Genomic DNA, 24962 nt, shown 5'->3' with positions numbered 1-24962 from the left:
CATGGACCTCGCCGTCGTCGCCCTGACCTTCGCCGCCATCTTCGTGGTGGAGCTGCCGGACAAGACCTTCATCGCCGCGCTGGTGCTCTCCACCCGCTACCGGCCGTTGCTGGTCTGGCTCGGGGTCGGGCTCGCGTTCTTCCTCCAGGTGCTGATCGCGGTCACCGCCGGACAGCTCGCCACCCTGCTGCCGGAGACCCTGGTCAAGGGAGTCGCCGTGGCGATCTTCCTGGCCGGTGCGTTCCTGCTGTTCAAGTCCGCTCCCGGCGCCGACGCCGAGGAGCAGGAGGCCGAGGACGAGTACGCCGCGAAGGCCACCGAGGAGCGCACCGGCCTCAAGGCCGTCGTCGCGTCGTTCCTGGTGCTGTTCGCCGCCGAGTGGGGCGACCTCTCGCAGCTGCTCACGATCAGCCTGGTCGCGAAGTACGGCGAGCCGCTGAGCGTCTTCGCCGGCGCCTGGGGCGCGCTCCTCGCCGTGTCCGGGCTCGCGGTGCTCTCGGGCCGGGTGCTGCTGCGCTACATGCGGCTGTCGCTGCTGCACTACATCGGCGCCGCGGTCTGCGTCGTCCTCGCCGGGATCACCCTGTACGAGCTCGTGGGCTGATCCGACAGATACTCTGTCGGCCATGACGAAGCATGGCGTGAACAGCGAGGTCGGACGGCTCGGCACGGTGATGCTGCACCGGCCCGGCCCGGAGCTCAAGCGGCTCACCCCGCGCAACAACGACAAGCTGCTGTTCGACGGCATCCCGTGGGTCAGCCGCGCCCAGGACGAGCACGACGCGTTCGCGCAGGCGCTGCGCGACCGGGGCGTCGAGGTGCTCTACCTGACCGAGCTGCTCACCGAGACGCTGCAGAGCGAGCAGGCGCGCGAGCTGGCGATCGCCGGCGCCATGTCGAGCCTGCACCTCGGCGACACGCTGCGCGACTACCTGACCGTCGCGCTGCACGACCAGAGCCCCGAGGAGCTGGCCGCGTTCCTGACCGCGGGGGTCCGCAACGACGAGGTCCGCGGCGGGTTCGGCCTGGTCACGAGCCTGCTCACCCACGACGACTTCCTCATCGACCCGCTCCCGAACCTGCTGTTCACCCGCGACTCGAGCGTGTGGATCCAGGACCGGGTGGCAGTCACCTCGCTGACCATGCCGGCGCGGGCGCGCGAGACCCAGCTGACCGAGCTGATCTACACCCAGCACCCAAGGTTCGCGGGCACGCCGACGATCCACGGCTGGCAGCACGAGAACGTCGAGGGCGGCGACGTACTGCTGCTCGCCCCCGGCGTCATCGCGGTCGGCGTCGGCGAGCGCACCACCCCCGCCGGCGCGGAGCGGCTGGCCCGGCAGGTCTTCGCCGCGGACCTCGCGCACACCGTGCTCGCGGTGCCGATCGCGCAGGAGCGCGCCACGATGCACCTCGACACCGTCTGCACCATGGTCGACGTCGACAAGATCGTGATGTACCCCAACGTCGCCGACAAGCTGCAGGCGTACGCCGTCACGGTCACCGAACGCAACGGCGACTCCGACCGCGACCTCGTGCTCCAGGTCGCGGAGGCGGAGCCGTTCCTGGTGGCCGCGGCGAAGGCGATGAGCATCGACACCCTGCACCAGATCGACACCGGCCTGGACCCGGTCACCGCCGAGCGCGAGCAGTGGGACGACGGCAACAACACCCTGGCCCTCGCGCCGCGGGTGGCCGTGGCCTACGAGCGGAACGTGGAGACCAACGCGCGCCTCGAGGAGGCCGGCATCGAGGTCGTCGCGATCAGCGGCTCCGAGCTCGGGTCGGGCCGCGGCGGGCCGCGCTGCATGTCCTGCCCGGTCTCGCGCGAGCTGCTCTGACCGGGATGGCGGTTCAGGTGGTCCGGTCGGACCCGTCCGCCCGGTCGAGGCCGAGCAGGCGCCGTACCGGTGCCAGGCCCTCGACCCGGAGCTCGTGCTCGTGCCGGACCAGCGCGGGCTCGGTCAGCCGCAGCTTGCGGTTGAGCGCCATCTCCCCGGGCCGACGCCGCTCCCGGAAGTCCCCGTTGGGCAGGTAGCCGACCTTGCGGCTGACCGCCAGGGACGCCGGGTTGTCGAGGAACGCGGCCGAGGTGATCTCCTCCGCGTCGAGGTGGTCGAAGAGGAAGGCGCACAGCGTCTGCCGCATCAGCGTCCCCGTCCCCCGTCCCTGGTGCCGCTGCCCGAGCCAGGACCCGGTCTCCCCGGTGTGCGTGACGAGGTAGCCGTCGGTGCCGAACCCCTGCACACCCACGAGCTCGCCGTCACGCCGGACCGCGAAGTCGACGGTCCAGCGGTCGGGCGTGATCCCGGCGCGGGTGCGCCAGTAGTAGGCCGCCATGTCGCGCGGCAGCTCGTCGCGCGGCGCGCTCGTCCACGGGTAGCTGAACGGCATCCGGTCGGCGGGGTGGATCCCCTCCACCGCGAGCGCGACCAGGCCGGGGATGTCGGCGTCGGCGACGGGGCGAAGCTGCAGCGGCCCGGCGGTGATCCGGAGCCCGAACAGCGGCCAGATGTCCTCGAGGGTCCTCACCGGAGGCACCCTAGACCGGCCGGCACCCCGGCGTACGACGTTCCCGCGGTGGTTGCCCGGCCGGCCCGTCATCTGGGTAAAACGGTCTCGTTCCGGACAACACCGGCGTACCGTCGACAGCGGGGAGAGTCACCGCACCACCGGCGCGAGGGCTCGAGATCGTCGAGGGGTTCTAGGGGTTTGTCATGTCGTTCGTCCTACTTCTGTGTGTCCTGATGTCGGCGCTGGGGACCGCCTGGCTGACGCATCGTCACCGCGCGGCCGTCGCGTGGGACCGCGAGCTCGACGTCGCGTTCTCGGTCGGCAGCCGGCGCGAGCTGCCGCTGCACCGGGTCCTCTGAGGTCGGGCTTCGCCTCCTGGGCCGGCCCTGCCCGGCGGGACGCGGTTGCTACGGTCGAGGCATGACCGAGTCAGCCGATGAAGCCCGGATCGAACGCCGCGCGGAGGACCTGCTCCCGGAGGAGGCCGCGGCCGGCAGCGAGGCTCCCGAGGAGCAGGCGCGGGTGATCCTGGAGGACTCCGACGAGCGCACCGAGCACCCGGAGGAGACCCGCCACGAGTCCACCCAGACGCCCGACTAGCCGCCGACCACCCGGACGTGCACTCGGCGCCGTCACCGCGGGTCGCCGCGGCGGGGATCCGCCCCGCGCGACCGCCACTGCACGTGGTGGCTGTCCGCTTTGGGTCGGGGCATGAAAAAACCCGGCCGTTGCTGACGGGGGATACAACAACGACCGGGCATTGGTAAATGTACGGGTCCGGGACGCGCTCGTTCAACTGGATCCGGCGAATATGAGGCACGTCACCGCCAATTGGACCCCATCGGTCTAGTCAGGTCACCGAATCGTGAGCTGTCGGTTCGCCAGCCCGGAGCGGGCCGCCCGCTCCTCCGCGGTCAGCGGCGACCCGTCTGCGAGGGCGGCGTCGAGGTCCTTCGCGAACTGGGCGGCGGGCTTCTCGAGCACGTCCGCGCCGGTCCCGACGGGCAGGTCCCACACCGGGACGAGCAGGCCGTGCGCACGGAACATCCCGACCAGGCGCGAGCCCTCGGCCACGACGTCCTTGCCGGCCACGTGCAGCCGGGCGAGCGCGGAGAGCAGCTGCTCCTCGTCGTACGGCATCACCCACCGCAGGTGCTCCTTGGTGCCGACGTCGGTCCAGTACGCCGCCTCGACCGAGGTCAGCCGCACGGTGGGCATCGCCGCGGAGTTCGCGCGCTCCAGCGAGGCGGCCATCGCACCGCTCTCGTCGTCGAGGTCGGAGATCCAGAAGTCGAAGCCGTCGTGCACGGTGACCTCGAGCGGCTTGTCGGCCACGAGGTCCTGCAGGCGCGGGCCCTCGCCGGGCGGGTCGGTGAGCCCGACGACCTCACCGGGTGCGGCCTCCAGAGCGCGCTCGAGCACGGCGGCGAGGTCGCGGCTGGGGTCGCCGAAGCTGTGCTGCACCTGGAGGGCGAGCCACACCGTGCCGTCCTGGCGGACGAGCGCGGGGGCGGCCACCGGCAGCAGCGAGCAGAGCAGCACGTCGCGGTCGGTCTTCACCGAGTCCGCCAGCGGCAGCGGCGCGGTCGCGGCGGGGACGATCTCGCGCAGCGCGATCAGGTCACACTCCCCCGCGAGTCCCTCGAAGGGGCGGCTGACGAAGGTCTGCGGCGCACCGGAGGGGCTGCCGTGGCAGGCCTTGTACCGGCGGCCGGAGCCGCACGGGCAGGGCTGCCGGGGGCCGACCTCACCGGCGGTGGTGGTGGCTTCGGACCTGGTTTTGACTCGCGACCGCTTTCCCATGACGGGAAAGGCTACCCAAGCAGGGCGTCAGCTCATCGCGAGGACGGCGTGCACGGTCGACTGCGACCGGTTCTGCTCGGCCCACCAGGACAGGCAGAGCGACTCGACGATGGCCATGCCACGGCCGGCCAGCGCGGAGGAGGGGGCGTTGAGCTTGCGGGGCCGGGTCGGGCTGCCACCGTCGGTGACGGAGAGCCTGACGCCGCGCCGCTCGTACACCCAGGTGATCAGCAGCGTCCCGTCGGAGAGGGGCTCTGCGTGACGGATGGAGTTGGCCACGAGCTCGGAGATGACGACCCGGCCGTCCTCGACCTGGTCACGGCTCCCGCCGTTCTCGACCATCCACTTCTTGAGCTGCTGCCGGGCGGTGGCCACCGAGGACGCGGCAAAGGGGACGCGCATCGTCACCGGCGCACGCCCTGCTCGCACTGAGCGTGTCACCACGCCTTCACCCCTCTGATAACCATCACCTTCCCGCGACGATGATGCCCAACGCGTCGTGGCATCAAACCCCGCGACGCAGGTGCCCCAGGGCGGCCCCCGGTTTGTCGGTGATCACGGCCTCGACGCCGAGCTCGACGCACAGGTCGAGATCTTCGCTCGTGTTGACCGTCCAGACGTGGATTCGTCGTCCGGCGCGGCGCAGTTTACGCACAAAGCGAGGGTTGTCCCGGATGAGATCGATGTCCGGTCCGGCGATCCACGTGTCCCCCACCAGCTTCCGGGTCACCGGGAAGGTGTACGCCCGGTCCACGAGCAGCACGGTCTCCACCTCGGGGGCGAGCTTCTTGACCCGGTTGAGCGCCATCCACGAGAAGCTCATCACCCGGGCGGGCGAGTCCTTGCCCGTCCACCCGAACGAGTCGAGCAGGTCCACGAGGCGGCGCTCCACGAGGCCGGTGTACCGGGTCGGGTGTTTGGTCTCGATCGCGATGTCCACCGGGCGGTCGTAGTCGGCGACGGCCTGCATCAGGCGCTCGAGGGTGAGCACCTTGCGGGTCTCGAGGTCGAGGTCCGGGGCTTCTTCGTCGAGGTCGGCCCACGGGTTCTTCCAGGAGGCGAAGTCGAGCTCGTCGAGCTGCGCGAGGTCCATCGTGGAGACCAGGCCCTTCGCGTTCGCCGTCCGGTCGACCCGGCGGTCGTGGACGCAGACCAGGTGCCCGTCGGCGGTCAGGCGTACGTCGCACTCCAGCGCGTCCGCACCGGCGTCGAGCGCGGCGACGTAGGCCCCGAGGGTGTGCTCGGCGTTGACGTCGCTCGCCCCGCGGTGGGCGACCACCTGCGGCCTGCCCGCCTCGCCGACGTTCCACTGCATGGGCCAATCGTGGCACCACCCTGCCCGTCTAGGGCGCGTTGAGCCGTGTCCGGACCCCGGCGATTCCGCTGGCTACGAGATCCGGCTGGTCGGTGTCGAGCCCGTAGGTCACCTCGTACCAGGGGCCGAGCAGGTGCCAGTCGTGGGAGCGCGAGAGCGTCGCGGCGTCGGCGCCGTACGCCCGGGCCACCGCCTCGCCCTGGCCGGAACCGTGCACGAGCCAGGCCAGGTCCTTCGCCGGGTCCCCCACGTGTGCGTCGCTCCAGTCGATCACCCCGCTCAGCGCGTCACCGTCGACCAGGAGGTGGACGGGTCCGACGTCGGCGTGGACCAGCGCGGGCCCGGGCGGCGGGGTCGAGAGCCGGTCGAGCAGCGCGGCGCCGGCGGTCCGCTCGGTGGGGGTGAGCCGCGGGAGCACGTCGGCCCGGAACCGGTCCAGGACGGCGAGGTGCTCGTCGTGCGCCGGGCCGGCGTCCGTCGTACCGTGCGCGACCGCGCCGTCCACGTCGACCGTGTGCAGCGCGGCGAGGAACCGGCCGCACGCCGCGGCCTGCGCCGCGGTCAGCGCGGCGGCGGGCTCACCCTGGACCAGCTCGTGGCGTACAACGAGGGGGTGGCGGGTGACCACGACCGGCACCGGGACCCGCGCGGGGAGCTGCGGCGCGAGCCACGGGAGGAGCCGGGTCTCCTGCACCAGCCGGGTCTCGACCTCCGGCCGGCGGGGGCGGCGCTCGAGCCAGCGGCCGTCGACGATCCGCGCCCGGCTGTCCCAGCCGCCCTCGAGCTCGTGGACCGTCACGTCAGGCCTTCTGCGCGCGGAGGAACTTGCCGAAGTGCGGCACTGTGAAGGCCACCGTCCCCCGTTCGGAGGAGTAGACGAGGCCCTTCTTGATCAGCCCGTCACGCGCCGGGGAGAGGCTCTGCGGCTTGCGGCCCAGCGCGTCGGCGACCTGGGCGGTGGTGACCGAGGCGTCGTTGTTGTCCGCGCCGAGCTCGGCCATCGTGCGCATGTAGTCGCGCTCGGCGGGGGTGGCGCGGTCGTAGCGGGCGCCGAAGAAGCCGACCGCGAGCTCCCCCTCCGCCTCCGGCGAGGCCTCGTGCACGTCGCTGACCGAGATCGGGGTGTCCACCGCGACGTCCCAGGTGACCTTGCCGTAGGCCTGCACGAAGTACGGGTACCCGTCGGTGAGCCGGTACAGCTCGTCGAGCGCGTCCGAGGCGTAGTCGACGTCCTCGGTGGAGGCCGGCACGAGCAGGGCCCGGTCGGCCATGTCGCGCGGCAGCCGGTCCACGACGACGTACCGGAACAGCCGCTCGGCGTACGACTTGCTCGCCGACAGCGCCACCGGGAGGTGCGGCAGGCCGGCGCCGACCACGACCAGCGGCGCGCCCTGCTGGCTGATCTCGTGCACCGCGCCGCACAGCGCGGCCAGCTCGGGCGCGGGGATGTCCTGCATCTCGTCGATGAAGATGCCGATGCCCACCCCGAGGTCCCCGGCGAGCTCGGCGACGTCCGTGAACAGCTCGATCATGTCGAGCTCGAGGTCGCCGGAGTCGGCGCGGCCCTTGGTGGCGGGTACGTCGGTGGGCGGGTGCCAACGGACGCCCTTGCGGTCCTCGAGGCGGGCCCGGAGCGCGAAGGACTTGAGGACGCCGGCCACCGCATCGACCCGCTCGGGGTCCCGGTGCCGGTGCGAGACCTCGCGGACCGCGGCGTGCACCGCCTGCGCGAGCGGCAGGCGCAGCGACTGGTCGGGGCGGGCCTCGATCTTGCCGGTCCCCCATGCCCGCTTGACCGCGAGGCTGCGCAGCGCGTTCAGCAGCACCGTCTTGCCGACGCCGCGGAGACCGGAGAGCACCATCGAGCGCTCGGGCCGGCCGGCGGCGACCCGTTCCAGGGTCACCTCGAACTGGCGCAGCTCGCGGTCACGACCGGCGAGCTCGGGCGGGCGCTGGCCGGCGCCGGGGGCATAGGGGTTGCGCACGGGATCCACGATGGGACTGTATCGGTGAATCTAGGTCAGACCGTAGATTTCGCTAGCGAGCCCTAGCGGAGTGTCGCGGGGGCCGGGAGCTCCGGAGTTTGGGGAGCTCCGGGGTGCCGGGTTCCGTCCCCGGTGGCGCGGCCGCGGCGGGTCAGACCGCGAGTCCGTCCGCGGGACGCATGCCCGGGAGGAGCGAGGCGCGGGCGGCGTCGTACTCGCGAGCGAGGCCCTCGCGCAGGAAGTCGACCAGCGCCGGCACGTCCTCGACGTCGAGCCGGAACGACCCCGCGCAGGTCCCCTCGCGCCAGATCGACAGCACGACCACCCCGGACTCGTCGTGCCACGAGACCCGCAGCGCGCGCGGCCCACCGCGGGCGTCGAGGAACACCTCGCCGGCGGCGGGGATCGGAGGAACCGTCTGCATCTGCTCAGAATGGCGCACGCCGGGGGGCTTGTCATCACTTCGAAGTGTCCGAGGTCACGCCTATGCTTGCCCGCGTGCCGGAGCTACCCGAGGTGGAGGCCCTCGCGCTGGACCTGCGCGGGCGGCTGACCGACCGTGCCATCGCGCGCGTCGACATCGCCGCCTTCAGCGCGCTCAAGACCTTCGACCCTCCGCTCTCGGCGCTGTACGGCGCGCTGGTCGAGGACGTCACCCGGCACGGCAAGTTCCTCGACATCACCGCCTCCGGACTGCACCTCGTGGCGCACCTGTCCCGCGCCGGGTGGGTCCGCTGGCGCGACGAGGTGCCAAAGCTGCCGCCGAAGCCGAGCCACAAGTCCCCGCTCGCGGCCCGGGTGGTGCTCGACGACGGCTCCGGGCTCGACATCACCGAGGCCGGCACGCAGAAGCGGCTCGCGATCTACGTGGTCCGCAAGCCCTCCGACGTGCCCGGGATCGAGCGGCTCGGGCCCGACCCGCTCGCCGAGGACTTCACGATCGACGTGCTCGGGCAGATCCTCGCCGACGCCGGTCGGGCGCAGATCAAGGGCGTGCTGCGACACCAGGGGACGATCGCGGGCATCGGCAACGCCTACTCCGACGAGCTGCTCCACGCGGCGCGGATGTCGCCGTTCAAGCCGGCGTCCAGCATCGAGGGCGACGACCTGCAGGTTCTGTACGACGCGATCCGCACCGTGCTCGGCGAGGCCGTCGAGCGCTCCCGGGGGCTCGCCGCGGCCGACCTCAAGGGCGAGAAGAAGAGCCACCTCGCCGTGCACGGGCGCGCCGGCCAGCCCTGCCCGGTCTGCGGCGACACGGTCCGGGAGGTGTCCTTCGCGGACTCGTCCCTGCAGTACTGCCCCACCTGCCAGACCGGGGGCAAGCCCCTTGCCGACCGTCGGACGAGCAAGTTCCTGAAATAGCGATCTCGCGTATGGTCGGTACATGACGTACGGCGCCATTCCCACCGTCGACATCGCAGGCGTGCCCGACCCCCTGCCCCAGGCCCTGCACGTGCTCGACGTGCGCGAGGACCTCGAGTGGCAGCACGGCCACATCGAGGGCGCACAGCACATCCCGCTCATGGAGCTGCCCGGCCGGCTCGGGGAGATCCCGGAGTCGCGGGTGCTCGTGGTCTGCAAGATCGGCGGCCGCTCCGCGCAGGCCGTCGGCTACCTCCAGGCGCGCGGGCTCGACGCGGTCAATCTCGAGGGCGGGATGGTCGACTGGTTCGCCGCGGGGCGCGCGATGGTGAGCGAGAACGACCAGACCCCGCACGTCGTGTGACCGCCCACCGCCGTACGACTGACGTCTCGACGCCGATCGACTGACGTTTCGACGCCGATCGACTGACGTCTCAACGCCAGGGGGCGGGGAGCGGGAGGTCCAGCGCCGTTCGGAGCATCCGCAGGTACGACCTCCGCGGAACCTCGACCACGCCCAGCGACCCGAGGTGGTCGGTGCGCCACTGCACGTCGAGCACCCGCTGGTCCGCGTGCTCGTCGCACAGCAGGTCGACCAGGCCGACCAGCGCCACCTTCGACGCGTCGGTCACCCGGTGGAACATCGACTCCCCCGCGAACAGGCCGCCGATCGCGACGCCGTACAGTCCGCCGACCAGCCGGCCGTCCTGCCACGCCTCCACCGAGTGCGCCCAGCCGAGGAGGTGCAGCCGGGTGTAGGCCTCGACGATCTGGTGGTCGATCCAGCCCGAGTCGCGCGCGGGGTCCGCGCAGGCCGCGACCACCTGGTCGAAGGCGGTGTCCACGCGTACCTCCATCCGGCGCGTCGAGGTCCGCAGCGACCGGGACACCCTGAGCCGGTCGAGCGGCAGCACGCCCCGCGGGTCCGGTGACCACCACAACATCGGCAGGTCGGTTTCGTCCGGCTCCTCGTCGGGCACTCCCCCGGGCATGGGGAACAACCCGTGGCGGTAGGCAGCGAGGAGCGTTCCCGGCTGGAGGTCGGCCCCCATGCCCACGACGTCGTCATCGGCGTCGGACGGGTCGGGGAAGACCCATCCGGTCGGGGGTGGTTCGATCGGCACGCTCCCATCCAACACCGTCCCACCAGGGCCCCCCGACAGCGACGTAGGGTGCACATCAGCACCCCGAAGACAGTGCAGGAGAGAACATGGGCATCGGCGGTTCGATCGGCAAGGCCCTCGGCCCCAGCGTGCACCGGCTCGCCCCGGAGCTGACCACGAACTTCGTCCACGAGGCGCTGCGCCGCGCGATCCACGGCGTCGGCCCGCTGCCCGGTGCGGCGAGCGCGGCCGACAAGCAGCTCGCGGAGCAGCACGGCGACGTGGAGAAGGCGATCCACGAGGTGATCGAGAACCACGTCCGGTACGCCGGCGCCCAGGGCTTCGCCACCAACCTCGGCGGCATGGTCACCGCCGCGATCACGATCCCCGCGAACATCAGCGGGCTCGCCCTGCTCCAGTGCCGGATGGTCGCGGGCATCGCGCACCTGCGCGGCTACGACCTCGCGGACCCGCGGGTGCACAACGCGGTGCTCGGTTGCATGCTCGGCGAGGAGACCGTGCAGACCCTGGTCCGGAAGAAGAAGCTGCCGGCCCCGCCGATGGCGATCGCCACGGCACCCACGCACGACCCGCACCTGGACCAGGTGATGGCCGCCGAGGTCACCTCCGAGCTGCTCACCCGGGTGGCCGGCAAGCGGGTGGCCGTGACCGTGGGCCGCCGGGTTCCGGTGGTCGGCGGGCTCTTCGGCGCGAGCGCGGACGCGTTCGCCACCTGGAGGATCGGCCGGTACGCCGACCGGGAGCTGCTCCGCCGCACGATGCGCTGACCGCCGAACGACTGACGCCTCAAGGCCTCACGAGTGACCTCTCGACGCCGAACGAGTGACCTCTCGACGCCGAACGAGTGACCTCTCGACGCCGACCGGAGCGGGCAGGGTTGCCGGCCTAGTGGTCGCGCATGCGCTTGACCGCGCGGGTGACCTTGCCGGAGAGCTGTTGCTCGGGGTCGGAGCGGCGGGCGGCCTCGGCCGTCATCACGGCGAGACCCTCGAGGGCCGCCCGCGCCAGCACCTTCTGCTTCGGCCGGTCGGGGTTGACCCACGGCGTGCCCGGCGCCGGTGCCACCGGACGCAGGTCCGTGACGTCGCCGACCACGTCGACGCCCGAGCCCGCGACCCAGGTCAGCCACTCCTCGGTGACCTCCTCGGCCCACGGGTAGACCGCCGGGGGCAGGGTGACCGGGGTCTTCCGGCGCCGGCGGGCCAGGTTCTGGTGCACCAGGAGCTCCTTGACCAGCGCCCGGTGCTCGGCGCCGGTCACCCCGGCCTTGCGGAGACGGGCGTTGAGCCGGCGCACGAGCGCGGCCTCCTCGACGCCCATCGACTCGTTGCGCCGCTCGCTCTCCTTCGGCGCCCAGGCCGGGTCGATCCCGAAGACCGTGCAGAACCGCTGCCACAGCAGGTCCTTGGGGGCGCCGGCCGGCGGGACGGTGACCAGGTGGACACGCTCCGGCGGCAGCACCGCGCTCCAGCGGGCCAACACGTTGGGCAGTCCCTGCACCCGCCAGAACCACAGGTCCGGTGCGGACTGGGAGGCGGTCTGCACGTTCTTGATGTACTTCTTGAACGTCCACCTGCGGCGCTGCTTGATGCTCTCCTGCCACTCCGCGGGGATCTGCCGGCCGAGGTCGCGCGCGGAGTACACGACGTGCACCTCGTCGCCCTCGAGGTCGGCCATCGCCCGCGCGATCTGCTCCGGGGTCGCGGCGGCGAGGATCTCGTGGCTGATGATCACGGTGCCGTCGAGCCGGCGTACCTGCCGCATCAGGGCGTCCCACTGCCCCTCCGCCTGGGCGAGCGCCCCGCCCCAGTCCTTCTCGATCAGGTCGAGCGCGGGCCTGAAGTGGTCGGAGTGCAGGTTCAGCCGGCCCAGCGGGTAGTGCACGCCGTGCCGGCGCAGCTCCGCCTTGTTCAGCCGCAGCCGGTCCTGGAGGTACGAGGTGCCCGTCTTCGGCGCACCGATGTGGAGGTAGACGGTCCGGCTCATGCGCGCATTCTGCCCCACGCGCGGCGGGCTCCCGTCAGCCGCCCGCCAGCGCGTTGACGACCCGCGAGGGGCTGGGCCGGCCGAGCTGCCCGGCCATCCACACGCTGGTCGCGACCAGCCGGTCGAGGTCGACCCCGGTGTCGATGCCCAGGCCGTGCAGCATCCACACCAGGTCCTCGGTGGCGAGGTTCCCGGTGGCGCTCTCCGCGTACGGGCACCCGCCCAGGCCGCCGGCGCTGGCGTCGAAGGTGGTGACCCCGGCGCGGAGCGCGGCCTGGGTGTTCGACAGCGCCTGGCCGTAGGTGTCGTGGAAGTGCATCGCGAGGTCGGTGTTCGGCAGCCCGGCCTCGTTGAACGCGGCGAGCAGCGCGGCGACGTGCCCCGGGGTGCCGACCCCGATCGTGTCGCCGAGCGAGAGCTGGGAGGCGCCGAGGTCGAAGAGCCGCTTGCCCACGGACACCACCTGGTCGACCGGGACGTCGCCCTCCCACGGGTCGCCGAAGCACATCGAGATGTAGGCCCGGACGTCCATCCCCGCCTCGCGGGCCCGTCGTACGGTCGGCTCGAACATCGTGAACTGCTCGTCGAGGCTGCGGTTGAGGTTGCGCTGCGCGAACGTCTCGGTCGCGCTGCCGAAGATCGCGATGTGCCGCACCCCCCGCTCCAGGGCACGGTCCAGGCCCCGCTCGTTGGGCACGAGCACCGGCATCGGCACGGTCCGCCCGTCGACCCGGTCCAGGCCGCGCTCGGCGATCGCGTCGACCAGGTCGGCGGCGTCGGCGAGCTGCGGAACCCACTTCGGGTGCACGAAGCTGGTCGCCTCGACGACCGGCAGCCCCGCCTCGACGAGCCGGCGCAGGAACGCCGCCTTGGTCTCGAGCGGGACCACGGCGCTCTCGTTCTGGAGGCCGTCGCGGGGACCGACCTCGTAGATGGTGACCCGCTCCGGGAGCGACGGGTCGCGGACGACCTGGGGGGTGCGCACGGTCAGACCTCCTGCTCGCCGGGGCCACCCGGATGCGACGGGTCGACGACGAACAGGGTCGCGCCGAGCGCCACCTGCTGCCCCACCGCGGCGGCCACCGTGGCCACCGTCCCGGTCACGGGCGCCTTCAGCGAGAGCTCCATCTTCATCGCCTCCATGACGCCGAGTATCGCCCCCTCCTCCACCTGCTGCCCCGCGGTGACCTGGACGGCGAGCACGGTGCCGGGCATCGGCGCGACCACGGTGCCGTCGGAGACCGCGTGGCTGCTGCCGGGGCCGAACGCGTCCGGCCGGTCGAAGCGGTGCGTGTTGCCGCGGTGGGCGACGTCGACCCGGTGCGGTCCGACCCGGACCGCCGCCTCGTGCACGAGGTCGTCGACCTCCAGGCGGAGCAGGCCCGCGTCGGCGGCGATCTCGTGCACCCGCCAGCTTCGGTCGTGCGTGCTCACCCGGCCGGCCGGGTCCACCCGGAACAGCGTGCGCTCACCGTCCACGACGAGCTCCACCGGCGTCGGCGCCGCGGGGCCGGACAGCCGCCAGCCGTCGCCGGCACCGAACGGGTGCGCGAGGTCGGCCGGCTGCGACGTGGCCAGGGCCCAGGCCGCGAGCACCGAGGCACCCTCGAGCCCCTCGGGCCGGATCGCGTCCGGGTGCGAGTCGAGCCAGGCGGTGTCGATGGTGTTGTCGCGGAACGCGTCGGAGGAGGCCAGCCCGCGGAGGAAGCCGAGGTTGGTGGTGAGCCCGAGGATCGCGGTGTCGTCGAGCGCGGTGACCAGGGAGCGGCGGGCGGCCTCCCGGGTGGCGCCGTGCGCGATCACCTTGCCGAGCATCGGGTCGTACGACGTGCTGACCTCCTGCCCGGACTCCAGGGCGGCGTCCACGCGGGCGCGCGGCGACCAGCGGACGTGCTCGGCCACCCCGGCCTGCGGCAGGAACCCGTTGAAGGCGTCCTCGGCGTAGACCCGTGCCTCGATCGCGTGCCCGGTGAGGGCGACGTCGTCCTGCTTGAACGGCAGCGGCTCACCGGCGGCGACCAGCAGCTGGAGCCGGACCAGGTCCAGGGGCCTGCCGGCGACGGACACCGCGAGCTCGGTGACCGGGTGCTCGACCTGGAGCCGGGTGTTCATCTCCAGGAAGAACACCTCCTCCCCCGACACCAGGAACTCCACCGTGCCGGCGTTCGTGTAGCCGACCTCGCGGCACAGCGCCACCGCCGAGTCGGTGAGGACCCGGCGCACATCGGCGCTGATCGTCGGGGCAGGCGCCTCCTCGAGGACCTTCTGGTGCCGGCGCTGCGCGGAGCAGTCGCGCTCGAAGAGGTGCACCACGTTGCCGTGCTCGTCGGCGAGCACCTGCACCTCGACGTGGCGGCCGTGCTCGACGTACCGCTCCACCAGGATCGTGTCGTCACCGAACGCGGAGGCCGCCTCCCGGCGCGCTGCCGCGAGGGCGTCGGCGAAGTCGGCCGGGTCGCGCACGATCCGCATCCCCTTGCCGCCACCGCCGGCGGCGGCCTTGACGAGCAGCGGGTAGCCGATCGCGTCCGCGTCGACGGTACTGCCGCGCAGCTCGGCGGAGGGGACGACGGGCACGCCGGCCGCGACCGCGATGTCCCGGGCGGTGTCCTTGCGGCCCATCTGCTCCATCACCTCGGCGGTGGGCCCGACGAAGGTGAGCCCGGCCTCGGTGACGGCGCGGGCGAACGCGGCCCGCTCGGAGAGGAACCCGTAGCCGGGGTGGACCGCGTCCGCGCCGGTCTTCCGGGCCGCCTCGAGCAGCGCCTCGATGTTCAGGTAGGACTCGGACGCCGGGGTGGGTCCGATCCGGACCGCGGTGTCGGCGGCCCGCACGTGCGGCGCGGTGCGGTCGGCGTCGGAGTAGACCGCGACGGTGCGCAGGCCGGCCGCGTGCGCGGCCCGGATCACGCGCAGCGCGATCTCCCCGCGGTTCGCGACGAGCAGGGTGGAGATCATGGACATTCCTCGGTTCTGACGGTGCCGGGCATCCGCGGGGCTCGCGGTCGCCCGCTGGCTACATCCGGAAGATGCCGTACGACGGCTCGGGGATCGGGGCGTTCGCGGCGACGGCCAGGCCCATGCCGAGCACCCGGCGGGTGTCCGCGGGGTCGATGACGCCGTCGTCCCACAGCCGCGCGGTCGAGTAGTACGGCGAGCCCTGCGACTCGTACTGGTCACGGATCGGGGCCTTGAACGCCTCCTCCTCGTCCGCCGACCAGGAGCCGCCCTGGGCCTCGATCCCGTCGCGGCGGACGGTGGCGAGCACGGACGCGGCCTGCTCCCCGCCCATCACCGAGATCCGCGCGTTGGGCCACATCCACAGGAACCGGGGGTCGTAGGCCCGCCCGCACATGCCGTAGTTGCCGGCACCGAACGAGCCGCCGATGACCACGGTGAACTTGGGGACCACCGAGCACGCCACCGCGGTGACCAGCTTGGCGCCGTCGCGGGCGATGCCGCCGTTCTCGTACTCCCGGCCGACCATGAAGCCGGTGATGTTCTGCAGGAACACCAGCGGGATGCCGCGCTGGTTGCAGAGCTCGATGAAGTGCGCGCCCTTGAGGCTGGACTCGCTGAACAGGATGCCGTTGTTCGCCACGATCCCGACCGGGAAGCCCCACACGCGTGCGAACCCGCACACGAGGGTCTCCCCGTAGAGCGCCTTGAACTCGTGGAACCGCGAGCCGTCGACGATCCGGCTGATCACCTCGCGCACGTCGTACGGCGTACGCGAGTCCGTCGGCACCACGTCGTACAGGCCCGCCGGGTCCTCCACCGGCTCCTCGACGGGGGCGGGGACGAGGGCGTCGGGGGTGCCGCGCTCGAAGGTGGCCACGACGGAGCGGATGATCGCGAGCGCCTCGGCGTCGTCGGTGGCGAGGTGGTCCACTACCCCGGACTTCCGGGCGTGCACGTCGCCGCCACCGAGGTCCTCCGCGGTGACCACCTCACCGGTCGCGGCCTTCACCAGCGGCGGCCCGCCGAGGAAGATCGTGCCCTGCTCCTTGACGATCACCGTCTCGTCGGACATCGCCGGCACGTAGGCGCCGCCGGCGGTGCACGACCCCATCACCGCCGCGACCTGCGGGATCCCGGCGGCAGAGAGGTTCGCCTGGTTGAAGAAGATCCGGCCGAAGTGCTCCTTGTCCGGGAACACCTCGTCCTGCATCGGCAGGAACGCGCCGCCGGAGTCGACGAGGTAGATGCACGGGAGGCGGTTCGCCCGGGCGACCTCCTGAGCGCGCAGGTGCTTCTTGACCGTCACCGGGTAGTAGGTGCCGCCCTTGACCGTGGCGTCGTTGGCGACGATCACGCACTCGCGGCCGCTGACCCGCCCGATCCCGGTGACGATGCCGCCCGAGGGCACCGGGTCGTCGCCGTCCGGGGAGCCGCCGTACATGCCGGTCGCGGCGAGCGGGCTCAGCTCCAGGAACGGGCTGCCCGGGTCGAGCAGCTGGTCGATCCGGTCGCGGGCGAGCAGTTTGCCCCGGTCGAGGTGCTTGCGCCGGGCCGACTCCGAGCCGCCGCGGCGGGCGGTCTCCAGCCGGCGGCGCAGGTCCTCGACGAGCGGCCTCATGCCGGACCCCTCGGTCGGGCCGGGCAGGTCGGCGACCTCGGTCCCGGCGGTCGAGCCTGTCGCGTCCACGGCGTCTCCTCCACGGTCGTCGGCTGCCCGCGGCCACGCGCGCGGCACGGGCGAAGGGGCGGTCGGCAGATCGGTTAATGATCGTTAACGCATGCTAACCCCGGATCCCCGGACGCGCCACTCGCCGCCACCAACCCTGGCCCGGTGTCCTGCCGATGTGGAACGGGCCGGTGGTCGGACCGGTCACCGCGGGCGGCTTCGATCGCCGTCCCGCTCGGTCAGGAGTGAACGACCGTTAACCCGGTGCCCTACGCTGGCGGGGTGACCACCCGACGCGACCAGATCCTGGCGACCGCCGCCGAGCTGTTCGCCGAGCGCGGGTTCCACGGCGTCTCCGTGGTCGACCTCGGCGCCGCCTGCGGGATCTCCGGGCCGGCGCTCTACCGGCACTTCAGCTCCAAGGACGCGATGCTCGCCGAGATGCTGGTCTCGATCAGCCAGGAGCTGCTCGAGGTCGGCCGCTCCCGGGTCGCCCAGGCCGAGGGGGCGACCGAGGCCCTGCACGCGCTGGTCAACTGGCACATCGACTTCGCCCTGCACAACAAGGCGCTGATCGTGGTCCAGGACCGCGACTGGGCCTCGCTGCCCGAGGACGCGCGCGAGCAGGTCCGCCTCCTCCAGCGGGAGTACGTCGACCTCTGGGCCGGTCAGCTCCGCAAGACCCACCACGACCTGAGCCCGCGCCGGGCCCGGGCCATGGCGCACGCGGTCTTCGGGCTGCTCAACTCCACCCCGCACAGCGGGATGCTCCCCGAGCCGGAGATGCGGGCGATGCTCGAGCGGATGGCGCTCGGGGCGATCAGCGCGCGACCGGCTGACGGTCCGTCTTCGACGTGACCAGGTTGTTCACGACGTAGAGCACCAGCCCGACCGCGACCATGATCGCCGCGTAGCCGACCGCGCCCGGGTCGTCGAGCACGGTGTTCACCAGCAGGCCGAGGTTGGTGACCAGGCCGGCGTACAGGGTCCAGGTCGGCGCCCGGTAGTGGTCGTGGTCAACGGTGTCCTTGCGGAGCTTGAGCGCGGAGACGCAGACCAGCGCGTAGACCGCGATCAGGAACAGCACGGTGACCGCGGCGAGCCGCTCGACGTCGGCGGTGACCAGCAGCGCGACGACCACCGCGGTGGTGAACACGATCGCGACCCACGGGGTCTGCCGGCTGGCGTGTGTGCGGGCGAAGATCCGCGGCACGACGCCCTCGCGGGCCATGCCGTACATGATCCGCGACTGCGCCACCAGCGCGACCAGCGCGGTGTTGGTGACCGCGACCAGGGCGATCGCGGCGAACACGCTGCCAGGGACCGGGATCGGGCCGGCCTTGACCACCTCGAGCAGAGCGCTCTCGGAGCCGGCGATCTGGTCGGTGGGCGCCACCATCGAGGCGATGAAGGCGACGAGGAGGTAGAGCACCCCCGCCACGGCCATGCCGCCGAGCAGCGCCCGCGGGAAGACTTTGTTGGGGTTCTTGGTCTCCTCCGCGACGTTCGCCGCGTTCTCGAAGCCGGTCATGGAGAAGAACGCCAGCGCGGCGCCGGCGAGGACCAGCAGCATCTCGTTGCCGTCGCCCTTGAACTCGAAGGGCCTGCTGAAGTCGGCGTCACCCTGGAAGAGCACCGCCGCGCCCACCGCGAGGACGATGCCGAGGCCGGTGATCTCCACCAGGCTCATCAGCATGTTCGCCTTCACCGACTCCGAGATTCCGCGGAAGTTCAGCAGCGCCAGCACCACGATGAAGCCGATCGCCACCAGCGTGGTCGGGAGCTCGATGAACTCCTTGAAGTAGCCGCCGCCGAAGACCAGGGCCAGGGCACCGGCGGCCGCGATGCTCGCACTGAGCATGAAGTAGGTGACCACGAAGGTGAAGAACCGGTTGCCGAACGCCTTGGAGACGTAGAGCGCGGCCCCGGCCGCCTGGGGGTACTTGGTGATCAGCTCGGCGTAGGCGAAGCCGGTCAGCATCGCCACGGTGACCCCGACGACGAACGACGTCCAGAAGGCACCGCCGACCTCGAGGGCCATCACCCCGATCAGGGCGTAGATGCCCGAGCCGAGCACGTCCCCGAGGACGTAGAAGAACAGCAGCGGTGCGGTGATGGTCCGCTTCAGGTCCTCGTTCTGCCCGGTCGGGGAGACGAGCTGGTCGGTCTCGGTGTTGGCCACGGCGGTCTTTCCCCCTTGCCGGGTGGCGTCCGGCCACCCCTCGGTGGGGTCAGGCTCTCCACCCCGAGCGCGCCTGAAACCTGCACGAGCCGTGCCTGCCGGGTTCAGCCCCTGGCTAGCCTGGGGGTCATGGCTCTCCTCGACACCCCGATCGCCCGGCTCGACGGCACCCCGGCCACCGTCGGCGAGATCACCGGCGGCCGGCCGGCGCTGCTCGTCAACGTCGCCTCGAAGTGCGGCCTCACCCCGCAGTACACCGCCCTGGAGGAGGTCCACGAGCGGTACGCCGGTCGTGGCTTCACCGTGGTCGGCCTGCCCTGCAACCAGTTCGGCGGCCAGGAGCCGGGGTCGTCGGAGGAGATCGCGGAGTTCTGCTCGGCGACGTACGGCGTCACCTTCCCGATGACCGAGAAAATCGAGGTGAACGGCGGCGGCCGGCACCCGGTGTACGCCGACCTGGTGGACGTCCCCGACGAGCAGGGCCGCACCGGGGACATCGCGTGGAACTTCGAGAAGTTCCTGCTCGACGGCGACGGCAAGGTCGTCGCCCGGTGGAACCCGAGCGTGGTCCCCGACGACCCGCGCATCACCGAGGCGATCGAGCGCGTGCTCGGCCCGGCGAACGACTGACCCGGCGAACGGCCGGGCCGTGCCCGGGGCCGACTACCGGGCCCGGACCAGGCGCGCGAGCTCGAAGTGCATGGGGTCGGTGTAGCCCCAGTCGCCGCCCCAGGCGAAGCCCCATCGCTGGAAGATGTCCACCACGGTCCGGTCCATCTCGCCGACGGTCCCGCGCTGGTTGCCCGGCACGTTGAGGTCCACCGCGATCCCCCAGGTGTGCAGGGAGAGCCCCTGCGCGGGGTCGCGGCCGATGAACCGGGGCACGTAGCAGCCGCCGAACTGGTCGGGGTCGATGCTGTCCGCGAGGCCGCGGGCGACCACCTCCTCCAGGGCCCCGCGCAGCTGGGGGAACAGCACCTCGTGCCCGGTGACGGCGCCGAGGATCGGGACCTGCTCGGTGCGGATGTTGGCGGCGACCCACGCCGGGTCCGGGGCGACCGTGCCGTCGGCGAAGTACCGGTAGCTGAACGTGCCCACCGCCGCGGCCATGGAGCCGCCGGTGGCCAGGGGGTCCTCCGTGGCCTGCTGCGCGGCGATCCGCTCCACCGCCTCGACCAGCCGCTCGATCTCCTCGAGGTCCGGCCCGTCCTCGCCGAGCGCGAACACGGGGCCGGTGTCGGCCTTGCGGTCGGGGGCGTCGCTGCCGGGCACCGACGTGGCGAACCCGCCACCGCGCACGTCCCGGGCCCCGCGCTCGGGGGCCGGGCTGCGGGGCGTCGCGCGCGGGGGCGGCGAGCCGGGCCGGCCCGGACCCACGGTCGCGGCCCCCGTCGGGGAGGCCGTGGGCGCCTGCGCCGCGGGGGTCGGCTCGGCCGAGGCGGAGACGTCCTGGCCGCAGGAGGCGACCGCAGGCAGGAGCAGCACGAGCAGGGCGGTCGCAGGCAGGGCGCGCCGCGAGTCAGCGGTCGGCACCCGTCGTCCCCGCACGCTCGTCACCTCCCCGGTGTCTCGCGGTGTCCCGCCTCACCAGATCCTGACGCGGTCCTCCGGGTCGAGCCACAGGCCGTCCCCCGGCTGCGTGCCGAAGGCGTCGTGGAACTCGTCGAGGTTGCGCACGATGTTCGCGCGGAACTCCGCGGGGCTGTGCGGGTCGGTGGTGAGGAACTGCCGGGCCTGCTCCTTGCGGCGCTTGGTCCGCCACGCGTAGGCCCAGTTCATGAACACCCGCTGCGAACCGCTCCTCCCGTCGATCACCGGGGGCTCCTGCCCGTCGAGGCTGATCAGGTAGGCCTTGTGCGCGATGGTCAGGCCGCCGAGGTCGCCGATGTTCTCGCCCACGGTCAGGGCGCCGTTGACCCGCTCGCCGGGCAGGTCGCGCGGCTCGAACCCGTCGTACTGCGCGATCAGCGCGTCGGACTTCTGCTTGAACGCGGCCCGGTCGGCCTCGGTCCACCACTCGTTCAGGTTGCCCTGGCCGTCGTACTGCGAGCCCTGGTCGTCGAAGCCGTGGCCGATCTCGTGGCCGATGACCGAGCCGATGCCGCCGTAGTTCTCGGCCGGGTCCGCCTCGGGGTCGAAGAACGGCCGCTGGAGGATACCGGCGGGGAAGCAGATCTCGTTGGTGCCCGGGTTGTAGTAGGCGTTGACGGTCTGCGGCAGCATGAACCACTCGTCGCGGTCGACCGGCGAGCCGATCTTGTTCAGCTGGCGGTCGGTCTCGAAGGACGCGGCGGCGGTGACGTTGGCCATCAGGTCGTCGGCGACGATCTTCAGGCTGGAGTAGTCGCGGAACTTCTTCGGGTAGCCGATCTTGGGGTTGAACGTGGTGAGCTTCTCGAACGCGCGCTGCTTGGTGTCCTCGCCCATCCAGTCGAGCTTCTCGATGTTGCGGCGGTAGGCCTCGATCAGGTTGGCGACCAGGTCGTCCATGATCGCCTTCGAGGTCGGCGGGAAGTGCCGGGCGACGTACACCTCGCCGACGGCCTCGCCGAGGGCGCCCTCGACCAGGGAGACGCCGCGCTTCCAGCGGGCGCGCAGCTCGGGGGTGCCGTTGAGCGTGCGGCCGTAGAAGTCGAAGTTCTCCGCGACGAAGGCGGAGGGCAGGTACGGCGCCGCGCGGCGGATGACCCGCATGCCCAGCCACTCGCGCCACTGCTCGACCGGGATCTCCTCGAGCGCGGTGGACAGGTGGGTGAGGTAGCTCGGCTGGCGGACGATCGTCTCCGCGAACGCCCCGTCGGGGGCGCCGAGGCCCTCCGACCACGCGGCCCAGTCGACGTTCGGCGCGAGCGCGACCAGCTCCTCGAGCGAGGTCAGGTTGTAGGTCTTGATGACATCGCGGGTCTCCGCGCGCTCCCAGTGGCCCTGCGCCAGGCGGGTCTCCACGTCGAGCACGGTCAGCGCGGCCACGTCGGCGTCGTCGCGGCCCACCAGCGCCCACATCCGGGTCAGGTGCGCGACGTAGGCGGCGCGGATGTCGGCGAACTTGTCCTCGCGGTAGTAGGACTCGTCGGGCAGGCCGAGGCCGCCCTGGAGGATGTTGACCAGGTACCGGTCGGAGTTGCGGTCGTCGGTGTCGACGTACGACCCGAACAGGCCGCCGCCGCCGACGCGCTCCACCTCGCCGACGAACCGGACCAGCTCGCTGGTGTCGGCGATCTTCGCCGCCGCCGTGAGCGCCGGGAGCACCGGCTCGACGCCGAGCTCCTCGATCCGATCCTGGTCCATGAAGCTGGCGAACAGGTCGCCGATCTTGCGGCCGTTCTCGCCGCCGACCTCGCCGGCCGCCGCGCTCTCGATGATCGCCTTGACCCGGGTCTCGGCCTCGTCGGCGAGCATCACGAACGGTCCCCAGCTGGAGCGGTCCGAGGGGATCTCGGAGGTGGCGAGCCAGGTCCCGTTCACGTGCCCGAAAAGGTCGTCCTGGGGGCGGATGTCCGGGTTCATGCCGTCTTCGGCGTCATCGAGAATCGTCACGTCCGCCACCTTAGCCCGCGCGCCCCGCGCCGGTCCGCGGGTTCGTCAGGAGGGATGCCACACTGACCGGATGAGCGACGACAGCGACGTGACGGTCAAGGACAACGCGGGCGAGAACCGCTACGAGGCGACCCTCGCCTCCGGGCAGCTCGCCGGGTTCGCGGCGTACGAGCTGCACGGCGGCCTCGTGGTCTTCACCCACACCGAGGTCGACGACGCCGTCGAGGGGCAGGGCGTCGGCTCGGCGCTGGCTCGCGGCGCGCTCGCCGACGTCGCGGAGCGGGACCTGAAGGTGCGGCCGCTGTGCCCGTTCATCAAGGAGTACATCGAGCGGCACCCGGAGTTCCAGCACCTCGTGGAGGGCTGACCCCGACCCGTCGCGCCGGGACGCGGTGCGGCGTCGCCGCGGGAGGTCTCAGCGGCCCGCGTCCCGGAACGCCGCCGCGAGCACCTCGGCGCCGTCCTTGAGGCGTTCGGTGTGCTCGACGTGATTCCAGGTCGGCCAGGTGTAGGTCATCGACGTCGTGGCGCCGTCGGCGGCGAAGGTGAGCCCGAGGCCGTCCACGGGTACGGCGGCCGCGGGGACGCCCTCCCCCAGCGCCGTACGGCTCGAGGGGTCCGCGAGGCCGAGCATCGGCCACGGCACCCGCAGCCGGACCACGTCGTCGGCGCCGTCCCGGTCGAGCACCTGCCAGGTGGCCCGGCTGTCATAGTCCAGCGCGGCCGGGTCCCAGACGCCCTCGACCAGCGCGCCGACCTCCTGGTGCTCGGCGGGCAACGGCCGGCCGTGCAGCCGGAGCGTCCGGTTGGTCAGCAGCCGGTAACGGTGCCACTCCTCCGCCGTGTCGGGCGGCAGGTCGCCGGGCGAGGTCGCGTCGAGCCGCACCGGGTCGAGCCCCGCCCGGACCCAGGCCTGCCCCGCCCCGGCGGCCAGGTCGAGCACGATCCGGTGGTCGGCGGCCTCCGGCCCCGGCACCGTGTCGGCCTCGACCGTGAGCCGGGCCGGCAGCTCCCCGCGCACCGCGAGGTCGAGGTGCAGGTACGACGCGTCGGCGTCCGCCAGCACGTAGGACAGCGGCCCCTCCTCGGGCACCAGCTCCCGGGCGGCGTCCGGCACCCGCGCGGAGTCGGTGGCCACCACGCCGAACCACTGCTCGTTGGTGAGCGGGTCGTGCCAGAGCTGGCGCCGCTCGGCGGGGAGCTGGTGGGCCTGGGTGTTCCAGGTCCGCTTGAACCACTCGTCGGTCCAGGAGAAGACGAACCCGCCGGCCATCCCCTGCTCCCGCACGACCCGGAGCAGCGCGGCGTCGGTGGCCATCGCCTCGGCCTCGCCGTGGCCGCCCTGGTCGCGGCCGTTGGTGCCGGCGTGCGCCGACCCGAGCGAGGACGGCACCCCGAACTCGGTGACCATCACCGGCATCCGGGTGAAGTGCTCGTCGAGCGCGGACAGGTAGCCGGCGTACGCGTCGGGCTCGCCGTCGACGCGGAAGGCGCGCAGCCGCTCCTCGTGGCGCAGGAAGTCCGGGAAGTACGGGTAGGCGTGGAAGCTGGCGAAGGTGCCGCCGGGCCAGGCCCGGGTGGGCAGCACGTGGTCGGCGTCGACCCCGACGCTGTCCTCCTGCGGGCTCGGCTCGTCGGGGTGGGTCAGCGGGTCGGCCGTCGGCCAGTTGGCGAAGGCCAGCGGCACCGAGACGCCGCGCGCGCTCTCGGCCGCCGCCAGCGCGTCAAGGTGGCCGGCGAGCCAGCGCTCGGTGGCGGTGGCGGCCGGGGTGGCGGCGAAGTAGCGGCCGGGCGTGTAGGGCGCGTCCGCGAACCGGGTGTCGGTACGACGGACGCCGGCCGGGTCCCACTCCACGCCGACCACCCAGGCCGCCAGCCACGCCGAGACGTCGGTGCGCCAGATGCCGCTCGCATGGCCGGGGGCGGGGTCGCGCTCGAGGTCGCCGTGCACCGCGGCCGAGGCGTCGAGGAGCTCCTGCGCGAACGCGCCGTCCACCGCGGCGTCGTACAGCGTGCCGCCGGGCTCGACGTACGACTCGTCGGGCAGATAGACGCCCTGCACGAGGTACAGCGGCGCCTGCGGGTGCGCGCGGTTGTAGGCGGCAAGCTCGTCGTAGAAGGCGGGCGGATGGATCGTGTAGACCCGCACCGCGCGGACACCCATGGCGCCCATCCCGGCCAGCCAGCGCCGGTAGTCGGCCGCCTCGATGGCGAGCTCCCCGGGCTGGTGCAGCGGGGTGGTGCTGCCCAGGTTCATCCCCGGCAGGAACGCCCGGTCGCCCGCGGCGGTGTGCAGCCGGAACCCCGCGGCGTCCGCGCTGGCCAGGGACGTCAGGCCGTCGACGTCCACCGGTGCCGGCGCCCAGCTCGCCCCGGCCCCTCCCGCCTGCGCGGGCGGCGTCCCCAGCGGGTCACCGGCGCTGCACGCGGACAGCGGGGAGACCACCAGCAGCGTGGTCAGGGCGAGGGTGAGCAGGCGTGTGCGACGGAGCTCCCCCATGGCGGGGAACTTTACTCAGCGAAA

At 72.5% G+C, this 24962-nt stretch carries 26 protein-coding genes; 10 read left to right on the top strand and 16 right to left on the bottom strand.

Annotation, left to right across the window (positions count from 1 at the left end; all coding sequences use genetic code 11):
- Window position 1 precedes the first annotated feature (1 nt).
- A complete protein-coding gene (locus tag K1X13_RS05630; protein WP_221023997.1) occupies window positions 2–604 on the top strand; it encodes a TMEM165/GDT1 family protein in 603 nt (200 codons plus the stop codon).
- 22 nt (window positions 605–626) lie between these two features.
- The gene (locus K1X13_RS05625) at window positions 627–1841 is read left to right on the top strand and encodes an arginine deiminase (RefSeq protein ID WP_221023996.1); all 1215 of its coding nucleotides are present in this window, start codon (window positions 627–629) and stop codon (window positions 1839–1841) included.
- A 13-nt stretch (window positions 1842–1854) separates the two neighbouring features.
- Here K1X13_RS05625 and K1X13_RS05620 read toward each other — a convergent pair whose 3' ends face one another.
- Window positions 1855–2532, bottom strand: a complete 678-nt coding sequence (locus tag K1X13_RS05620; protein WP_308249408.1) for a GNAT family N-acetyltransferase — start codon at window positions 2530–2532, stop codon at window positions 1855–1857.
- 185 nt (window positions 2533–2717) lie between these two features.
- Here K1X13_RS05620 and K1X13_RS05615 point away from each other — a divergent pair, with 185 nt between their 5' ends.
- Together K1X13_RS05615 and K1X13_RS05610 are read left to right on the top strand one after the other, a co-directional pair.
- Window positions 2718–2873, top strand: coding sequence for a hypothetical protein (locus tag K1X13_RS05615; RefSeq protein ID WP_221023994.1), 156 nt, complete (start codon window positions 2718–2720; stop codon window positions 2871–2873).
- 61 nt (window positions 2874–2934) lie between these two features.
- Entirely contained in the window at window positions 2935–3114 is a 180-nt protein-coding gene (locus K1X13_RS05610) for a hypothetical protein (RefSeq protein ID WP_221023993.1), read from the top strand.
- A 255-nt stretch (window positions 3115–3369) separates the two neighbouring features.
- Here K1X13_RS05610 and K1X13_RS05605 read toward each other — a convergent pair whose 3' ends face one another.
- The 6 genes from K1X13_RS05605 to K1X13_RS05580 form a co-directional block, all read right to left on the bottom strand.
- Entirely contained in the window at window positions 3370–4317 is a 948-nt protein-coding gene (locus K1X13_RS05605) for a DUF5926 family protein (protein WP_221023992.1), read from the bottom strand.
- Window positions 4318–4344: 27 nt separating this feature from the next.
- On the bottom strand, window positions 4345–4719 hold the full coding sequence (locus K1X13_RS05600) for an ATP-binding protein (RefSeq protein WP_225914804.1): 375 nt from the start codon (window positions 4717–4719) through the stop codon (window positions 4345–4347).
- Between the two features lie 103 nt (window positions 4720–4822).
- Window positions 4823–5632 carry a glycerophosphodiester phosphodiesterase family protein gene (locus K1X13_RS05595; protein WP_221023990.1) on the bottom strand — a complete coding sequence of 270 codons (810 nt, stop codon included), beginning with the start codon at window positions 5630–5632 and terminating at the stop codon, window positions 4823–4825.
- A 28-nt stretch (window positions 5633–5660) separates the two neighbouring features.
- The gene (locus tag K1X13_RS05590) at window positions 5661–6431 is read right to left on the bottom strand and encodes a phosphotransferase (protein ID WP_221023989.1); all 771 of its coding nucleotides are present in this window, start codon (window positions 6429–6431) and stop codon (window positions 5661–5663) included.
- A 1-nt stretch (window position 6432) separates the two neighbouring features.
- Window positions 6433–7626 (bottom strand): ATP-binding protein, encoded by a 1194-nt coding sequence (locus K1X13_RS05585; RefSeq protein WP_221023988.1) that lies wholly within the window; start codon window positions 7624–7626, stop codon window positions 6433–6435.
- A gap of 142 nt (window positions 7627–7768) precedes the next feature.
- On the bottom strand, window positions 7769–8041 hold the full coding sequence (locus tag K1X13_RS05580; RefSeq protein ID WP_221023987.1) for a hypothetical protein: 273 nt from the start codon (window positions 8039–8041) through the stop codon (window positions 7769–7771).
- Between the two features lie 74 nt (window positions 8042–8115).
- On the opposite strand from K1X13_RS05580, the gene K1X13_RS05575 reads away from it, so the two are divergent.
- Both K1X13_RS05575 and K1X13_RS05570 read left to right on the top strand, forming a co-directional pair.
- Window positions 8116–8982, top strand: a complete 867-nt coding sequence (locus K1X13_RS05575) for an Fpg/Nei family DNA glycosylase (protein WP_221023986.1) — start codon at window positions 8116–8118, stop codon at window positions 8980–8982.
- Window positions 8983–9004: 22 nt separating this feature from the next.
- Window positions 9005–9346, top strand: coding sequence for a rhodanese-like domain-containing protein (locus K1X13_RS05570; protein WP_221023985.1), 342 nt, complete (start codon window positions 9005–9007; stop codon window positions 9344–9346).
- Window positions 9347–9416: 70 nt separating this feature from the next.
- Here the strand turns inward: K1X13_RS05570 and aat are convergent, their stop codons facing one another.
- Window positions 9417–10106, bottom strand: coding sequence for a leucyl/phenylalanyl-tRNA--protein transferase (gene aat, locus K1X13_RS05565; protein WP_308249407.1), 690 nt, complete (start codon window positions 10104–10106; stop codon window positions 9417–9419).
- Window positions 10107–10192: 86 nt separating this feature from the next.
- Here aat and K1X13_RS05560 point away from each other — a divergent pair, with 86 nt between their 5' ends.
- A complete protein-coding gene (locus K1X13_RS05560; protein ID WP_221023984.1) occupies window positions 10193–10873 on the top strand; it encodes an EcsC family protein in 681 nt (226 codons plus the stop codon).
- A gap of 118 nt (window positions 10874–10991) precedes the next feature.
- Here K1X13_RS05560 and K1X13_RS05555 read toward each other — a convergent pair whose 3' ends face one another.
- From K1X13_RS05555 to K1X13_RS05540, 4 genes are read right to left on the bottom strand one after another with little or no spacing between them, the layout of a single operon-like run.
- A complete protein-coding gene (locus tag K1X13_RS05555) occupies window positions 10992–12092 on the bottom strand; it encodes a hypothetical protein (protein ID WP_221023983.1) in 1101 nt (366 codons plus the stop codon).
- Between the two features lie 34 nt (window positions 12093–12126).
- Window positions 12127–13077, bottom strand: coding sequence for a hydroxymethylglutaryl-CoA lyase (locus K1X13_RS05550; RefSeq protein WP_221023982.1), 951 nt, complete (start codon window positions 13075–13077; stop codon window positions 12127–12129).
- 2 nt (window positions 13078–13079) lie between these two features.
- Window positions 13080–15050, bottom strand: coding sequence for an ATP-binding protein (locus K1X13_RS05545; RefSeq protein WP_221023981.1), 1971 nt, complete (start codon window positions 15048–15050; stop codon window positions 13080–13082).
- A 58-nt stretch (window positions 15051–15108) separates the two neighbouring features.
- Window positions 15109–16671, bottom strand: a complete 1563-nt coding sequence (locus tag K1X13_RS05540) for a carboxyl transferase domain-containing protein (protein WP_221024595.1) — start codon at window positions 16669–16671, stop codon at window positions 15109–15111.
- 330 nt (window positions 16672–17001) lie between these two features.
- On the opposite strand from K1X13_RS05540, the gene K1X13_RS05535 reads away from it, so the two are divergent.
- Window positions 17002–17577, top strand: a complete 576-nt coding sequence (locus tag K1X13_RS05535; protein WP_221023980.1) for an SACE_7040 family transcriptional regulator — start codon at window positions 17002–17004, stop codon at window positions 17575–17577.
- Here the strand turns inward: K1X13_RS05535 and K1X13_RS05530 are convergent.
- Window positions 17540–18901 carry an APC family permease gene (locus tag K1X13_RS05530; protein ID WP_221023979.1) on the bottom strand — a complete coding sequence of 454 codons (1362 nt, stop codon included), beginning with the start codon at window positions 18899–18901 and terminating at the stop codon, window positions 17540–17542. The two genes, K1X13_RS05535 and K1X13_RS05530, sit on opposite strands and share 38 nt — an antisense overlap.
- A gap of 129 nt (window positions 18902–19030) precedes the next feature.
- Between K1X13_RS05530 and K1X13_RS05525 the strand changes: the two genes are divergently transcribed.
- Window positions 19031–19531 carry a glutathione peroxidase gene (locus tag K1X13_RS05525; protein WP_221023978.1) on the top strand — a complete coding sequence of 167 codons (501 nt, stop codon included), beginning with the start codon at window positions 19031–19033 and terminating at the stop codon, window positions 19529–19531.
- Window positions 19532–19564: 33 nt separating this feature from the next.
- Here the strand turns inward: K1X13_RS05525 and K1X13_RS19610 are convergent, their stop codons facing one another.
- Both K1X13_RS19610 and K1X13_RS05515 read right to left on the bottom strand, forming a co-directional pair.
- Window positions 19565–20449 carry a M15 family metallopeptidase gene (locus K1X13_RS19610; protein ID WP_308249406.1) on the bottom strand — a complete coding sequence of 295 codons (885 nt, stop codon included), beginning with the start codon at window positions 20447–20449 and terminating at the stop codon, window positions 19565–19567.
- 36 nt (window positions 20450–20485) lie between these two features.
- Window positions 20486–22438 carry a M13 family metallopeptidase gene (locus K1X13_RS05515; protein ID WP_308249405.1) on the bottom strand — a complete coding sequence of 651 codons (1953 nt, stop codon included), beginning with the start codon at window positions 22436–22438 and terminating at the stop codon, window positions 20486–20488.
- A 70-nt stretch (window positions 22439–22508) separates the two neighbouring features.
- On the opposite strand from K1X13_RS05515, the gene K1X13_RS05510 reads away from it, so the two are divergent.
- On the top strand, window positions 22509–22805 hold the full coding sequence (locus K1X13_RS05510) for a GNAT family N-acetyltransferase (RefSeq protein WP_221023977.1): 297 nt from the start codon (window positions 22509–22511) through the stop codon (window positions 22803–22805).
- A 48-nt stretch (window positions 22806–22853) separates the two neighbouring features.
- Here K1X13_RS05510 and K1X13_RS05505 read toward each other — a convergent pair whose 3' ends face one another.
- A complete protein-coding gene (locus K1X13_RS05505; protein ID WP_221023976.1) occupies window positions 22854–24938 on the bottom strand; it encodes a hypothetical protein in 2085 nt (694 codons plus the stop codon).
- Window positions 24939–24962: the final 24 nt, after the last annotated feature.

This window comes from Nocardioides jiangsuensis, assembly GCF_019679455.1.
Taxonomy (GTDB): Bacteria; Actinomycetota; Actinomycetes; order Propionibacteriales; family Nocardioidaceae; genus Nocardioides_C; species Nocardioides_C jiangsuensis.
This window is presented reverse-complemented; position numbering and strand designations above follow the sequence as displayed.

What these genes read in the sequence shown, in the direction of transcription:
- K1X13_RS05580 (WP_221023987.1), bottom strand. Translation starts at nt 8,041, where the DNA reads ATGCAGACGGTTCCTCCGATCCCCGCCGCCGGCGAGGTGTTCCTCGAC.
- K1X13_RS05595 (WP_221023990.1), bottom strand. Translation starts at nt 5,632, where the DNA reads ATGCAGTGGAACGTCGGCGAGGCGGGCAGGCCGCAGGTGGTCGCCCAC.
- K1X13_RS05505 (WP_221023976.1), bottom strand. Translation starts at nt 24,938, where the DNA reads ATGGGGGAGCTCCGTCGCACACGCCTGCTCACCCTCGCCCTGACCACG.
- K1X13_RS05525 (WP_221023978.1), top strand. Translation starts at nt 19,031, where the DNA reads ATGGCTCTCCTCGACACCCCGATCGCCCGGCTCGACGGCACCCCGGCC.
- K1X13_RS05510 (WP_221023977.1), top strand. Translation starts at nt 22,509, where the DNA reads ATGAGCGACGACAGCGACGTGACGGTCAAGGACAACGCGGGCGAGAAC.
- K1X13_RS05540 (WP_221024595.1), bottom strand. Translation starts at nt 16,671, where the DNA reads ATGAGGCCGCTCGTCGAGGACCTGCGCCGCCGGCTGGAGACCGCCCGC.
- K1X13_RS05555 (WP_221023983.1), bottom strand. Translation starts at nt 12,092, where the DNA reads ATGAGCCGGACCGTCTACCTCCACATCGGTGCGCCGAAGACGGGCACC.
- K1X13_RS05605 (WP_221023992.1), bottom strand. Translation starts at nt 4,317, where the DNA reads ATGGGAAAGCGGTCGCGAGTCAAAACCAGGTCCGAAGCCACCACCACC.
- K1X13_RS05610 (WP_221023993.1), top strand. Translation starts at nt 2,935, where the DNA reads ATGACCGAGTCAGCCGATGAAGCCCGGATCGAACGCCGCGCGGAGGAC.
- K1X13_RS05630 (WP_221023997.1), top strand. Translation starts at nt 2, where the DNA reads ATGGACCTCGCCGTCGTCGCCCTGACCTTCGCCGCCATCTTCGTGGTG.
- K1X13_RS05570 (WP_221023985.1), top strand. Translation starts at nt 9,005, where the DNA reads ATGACGTACGGCGCCATTCCCACCGTCGACATCGCAGGCGTGCCCGAC.
- K1X13_RS05600 (WP_225914804.1), bottom strand. Translation starts at nt 4,719, where the DNA reads ATGCGCGTCCCCTTTGCCGCGTCCTCGGTGGCCACCGCCCGGCAGCAG.
- K1X13_RS05625 (WP_221023996.1), top strand. Translation starts at nt 627, where the DNA reads ATGACGAAGCATGGCGTGAACAGCGAGGTCGGACGGCTCGGCACGGTG.
- K1X13_RS05545 (WP_221023981.1), bottom strand. Translation starts at nt 15,050, where the DNA reads ATGATCTCCACCCTGCTCGTCGCGAACCGCGGGGAGATCGCGCTGCGC.
- K1X13_RS05560 (WP_221023984.1), top strand. Translation starts at nt 10,193, where the DNA reads ATGGGCATCGGCGGTTCGATCGGCAAGGCCCTCGGCCCCAGCGTGCAC.
- K1X13_RS05615 (WP_221023994.1), top strand. Translation starts at nt 2,718, where the DNA reads ATGTCGTTCGTCCTACTTCTGTGTGTCCTGATGTCGGCGCTGGGGACC.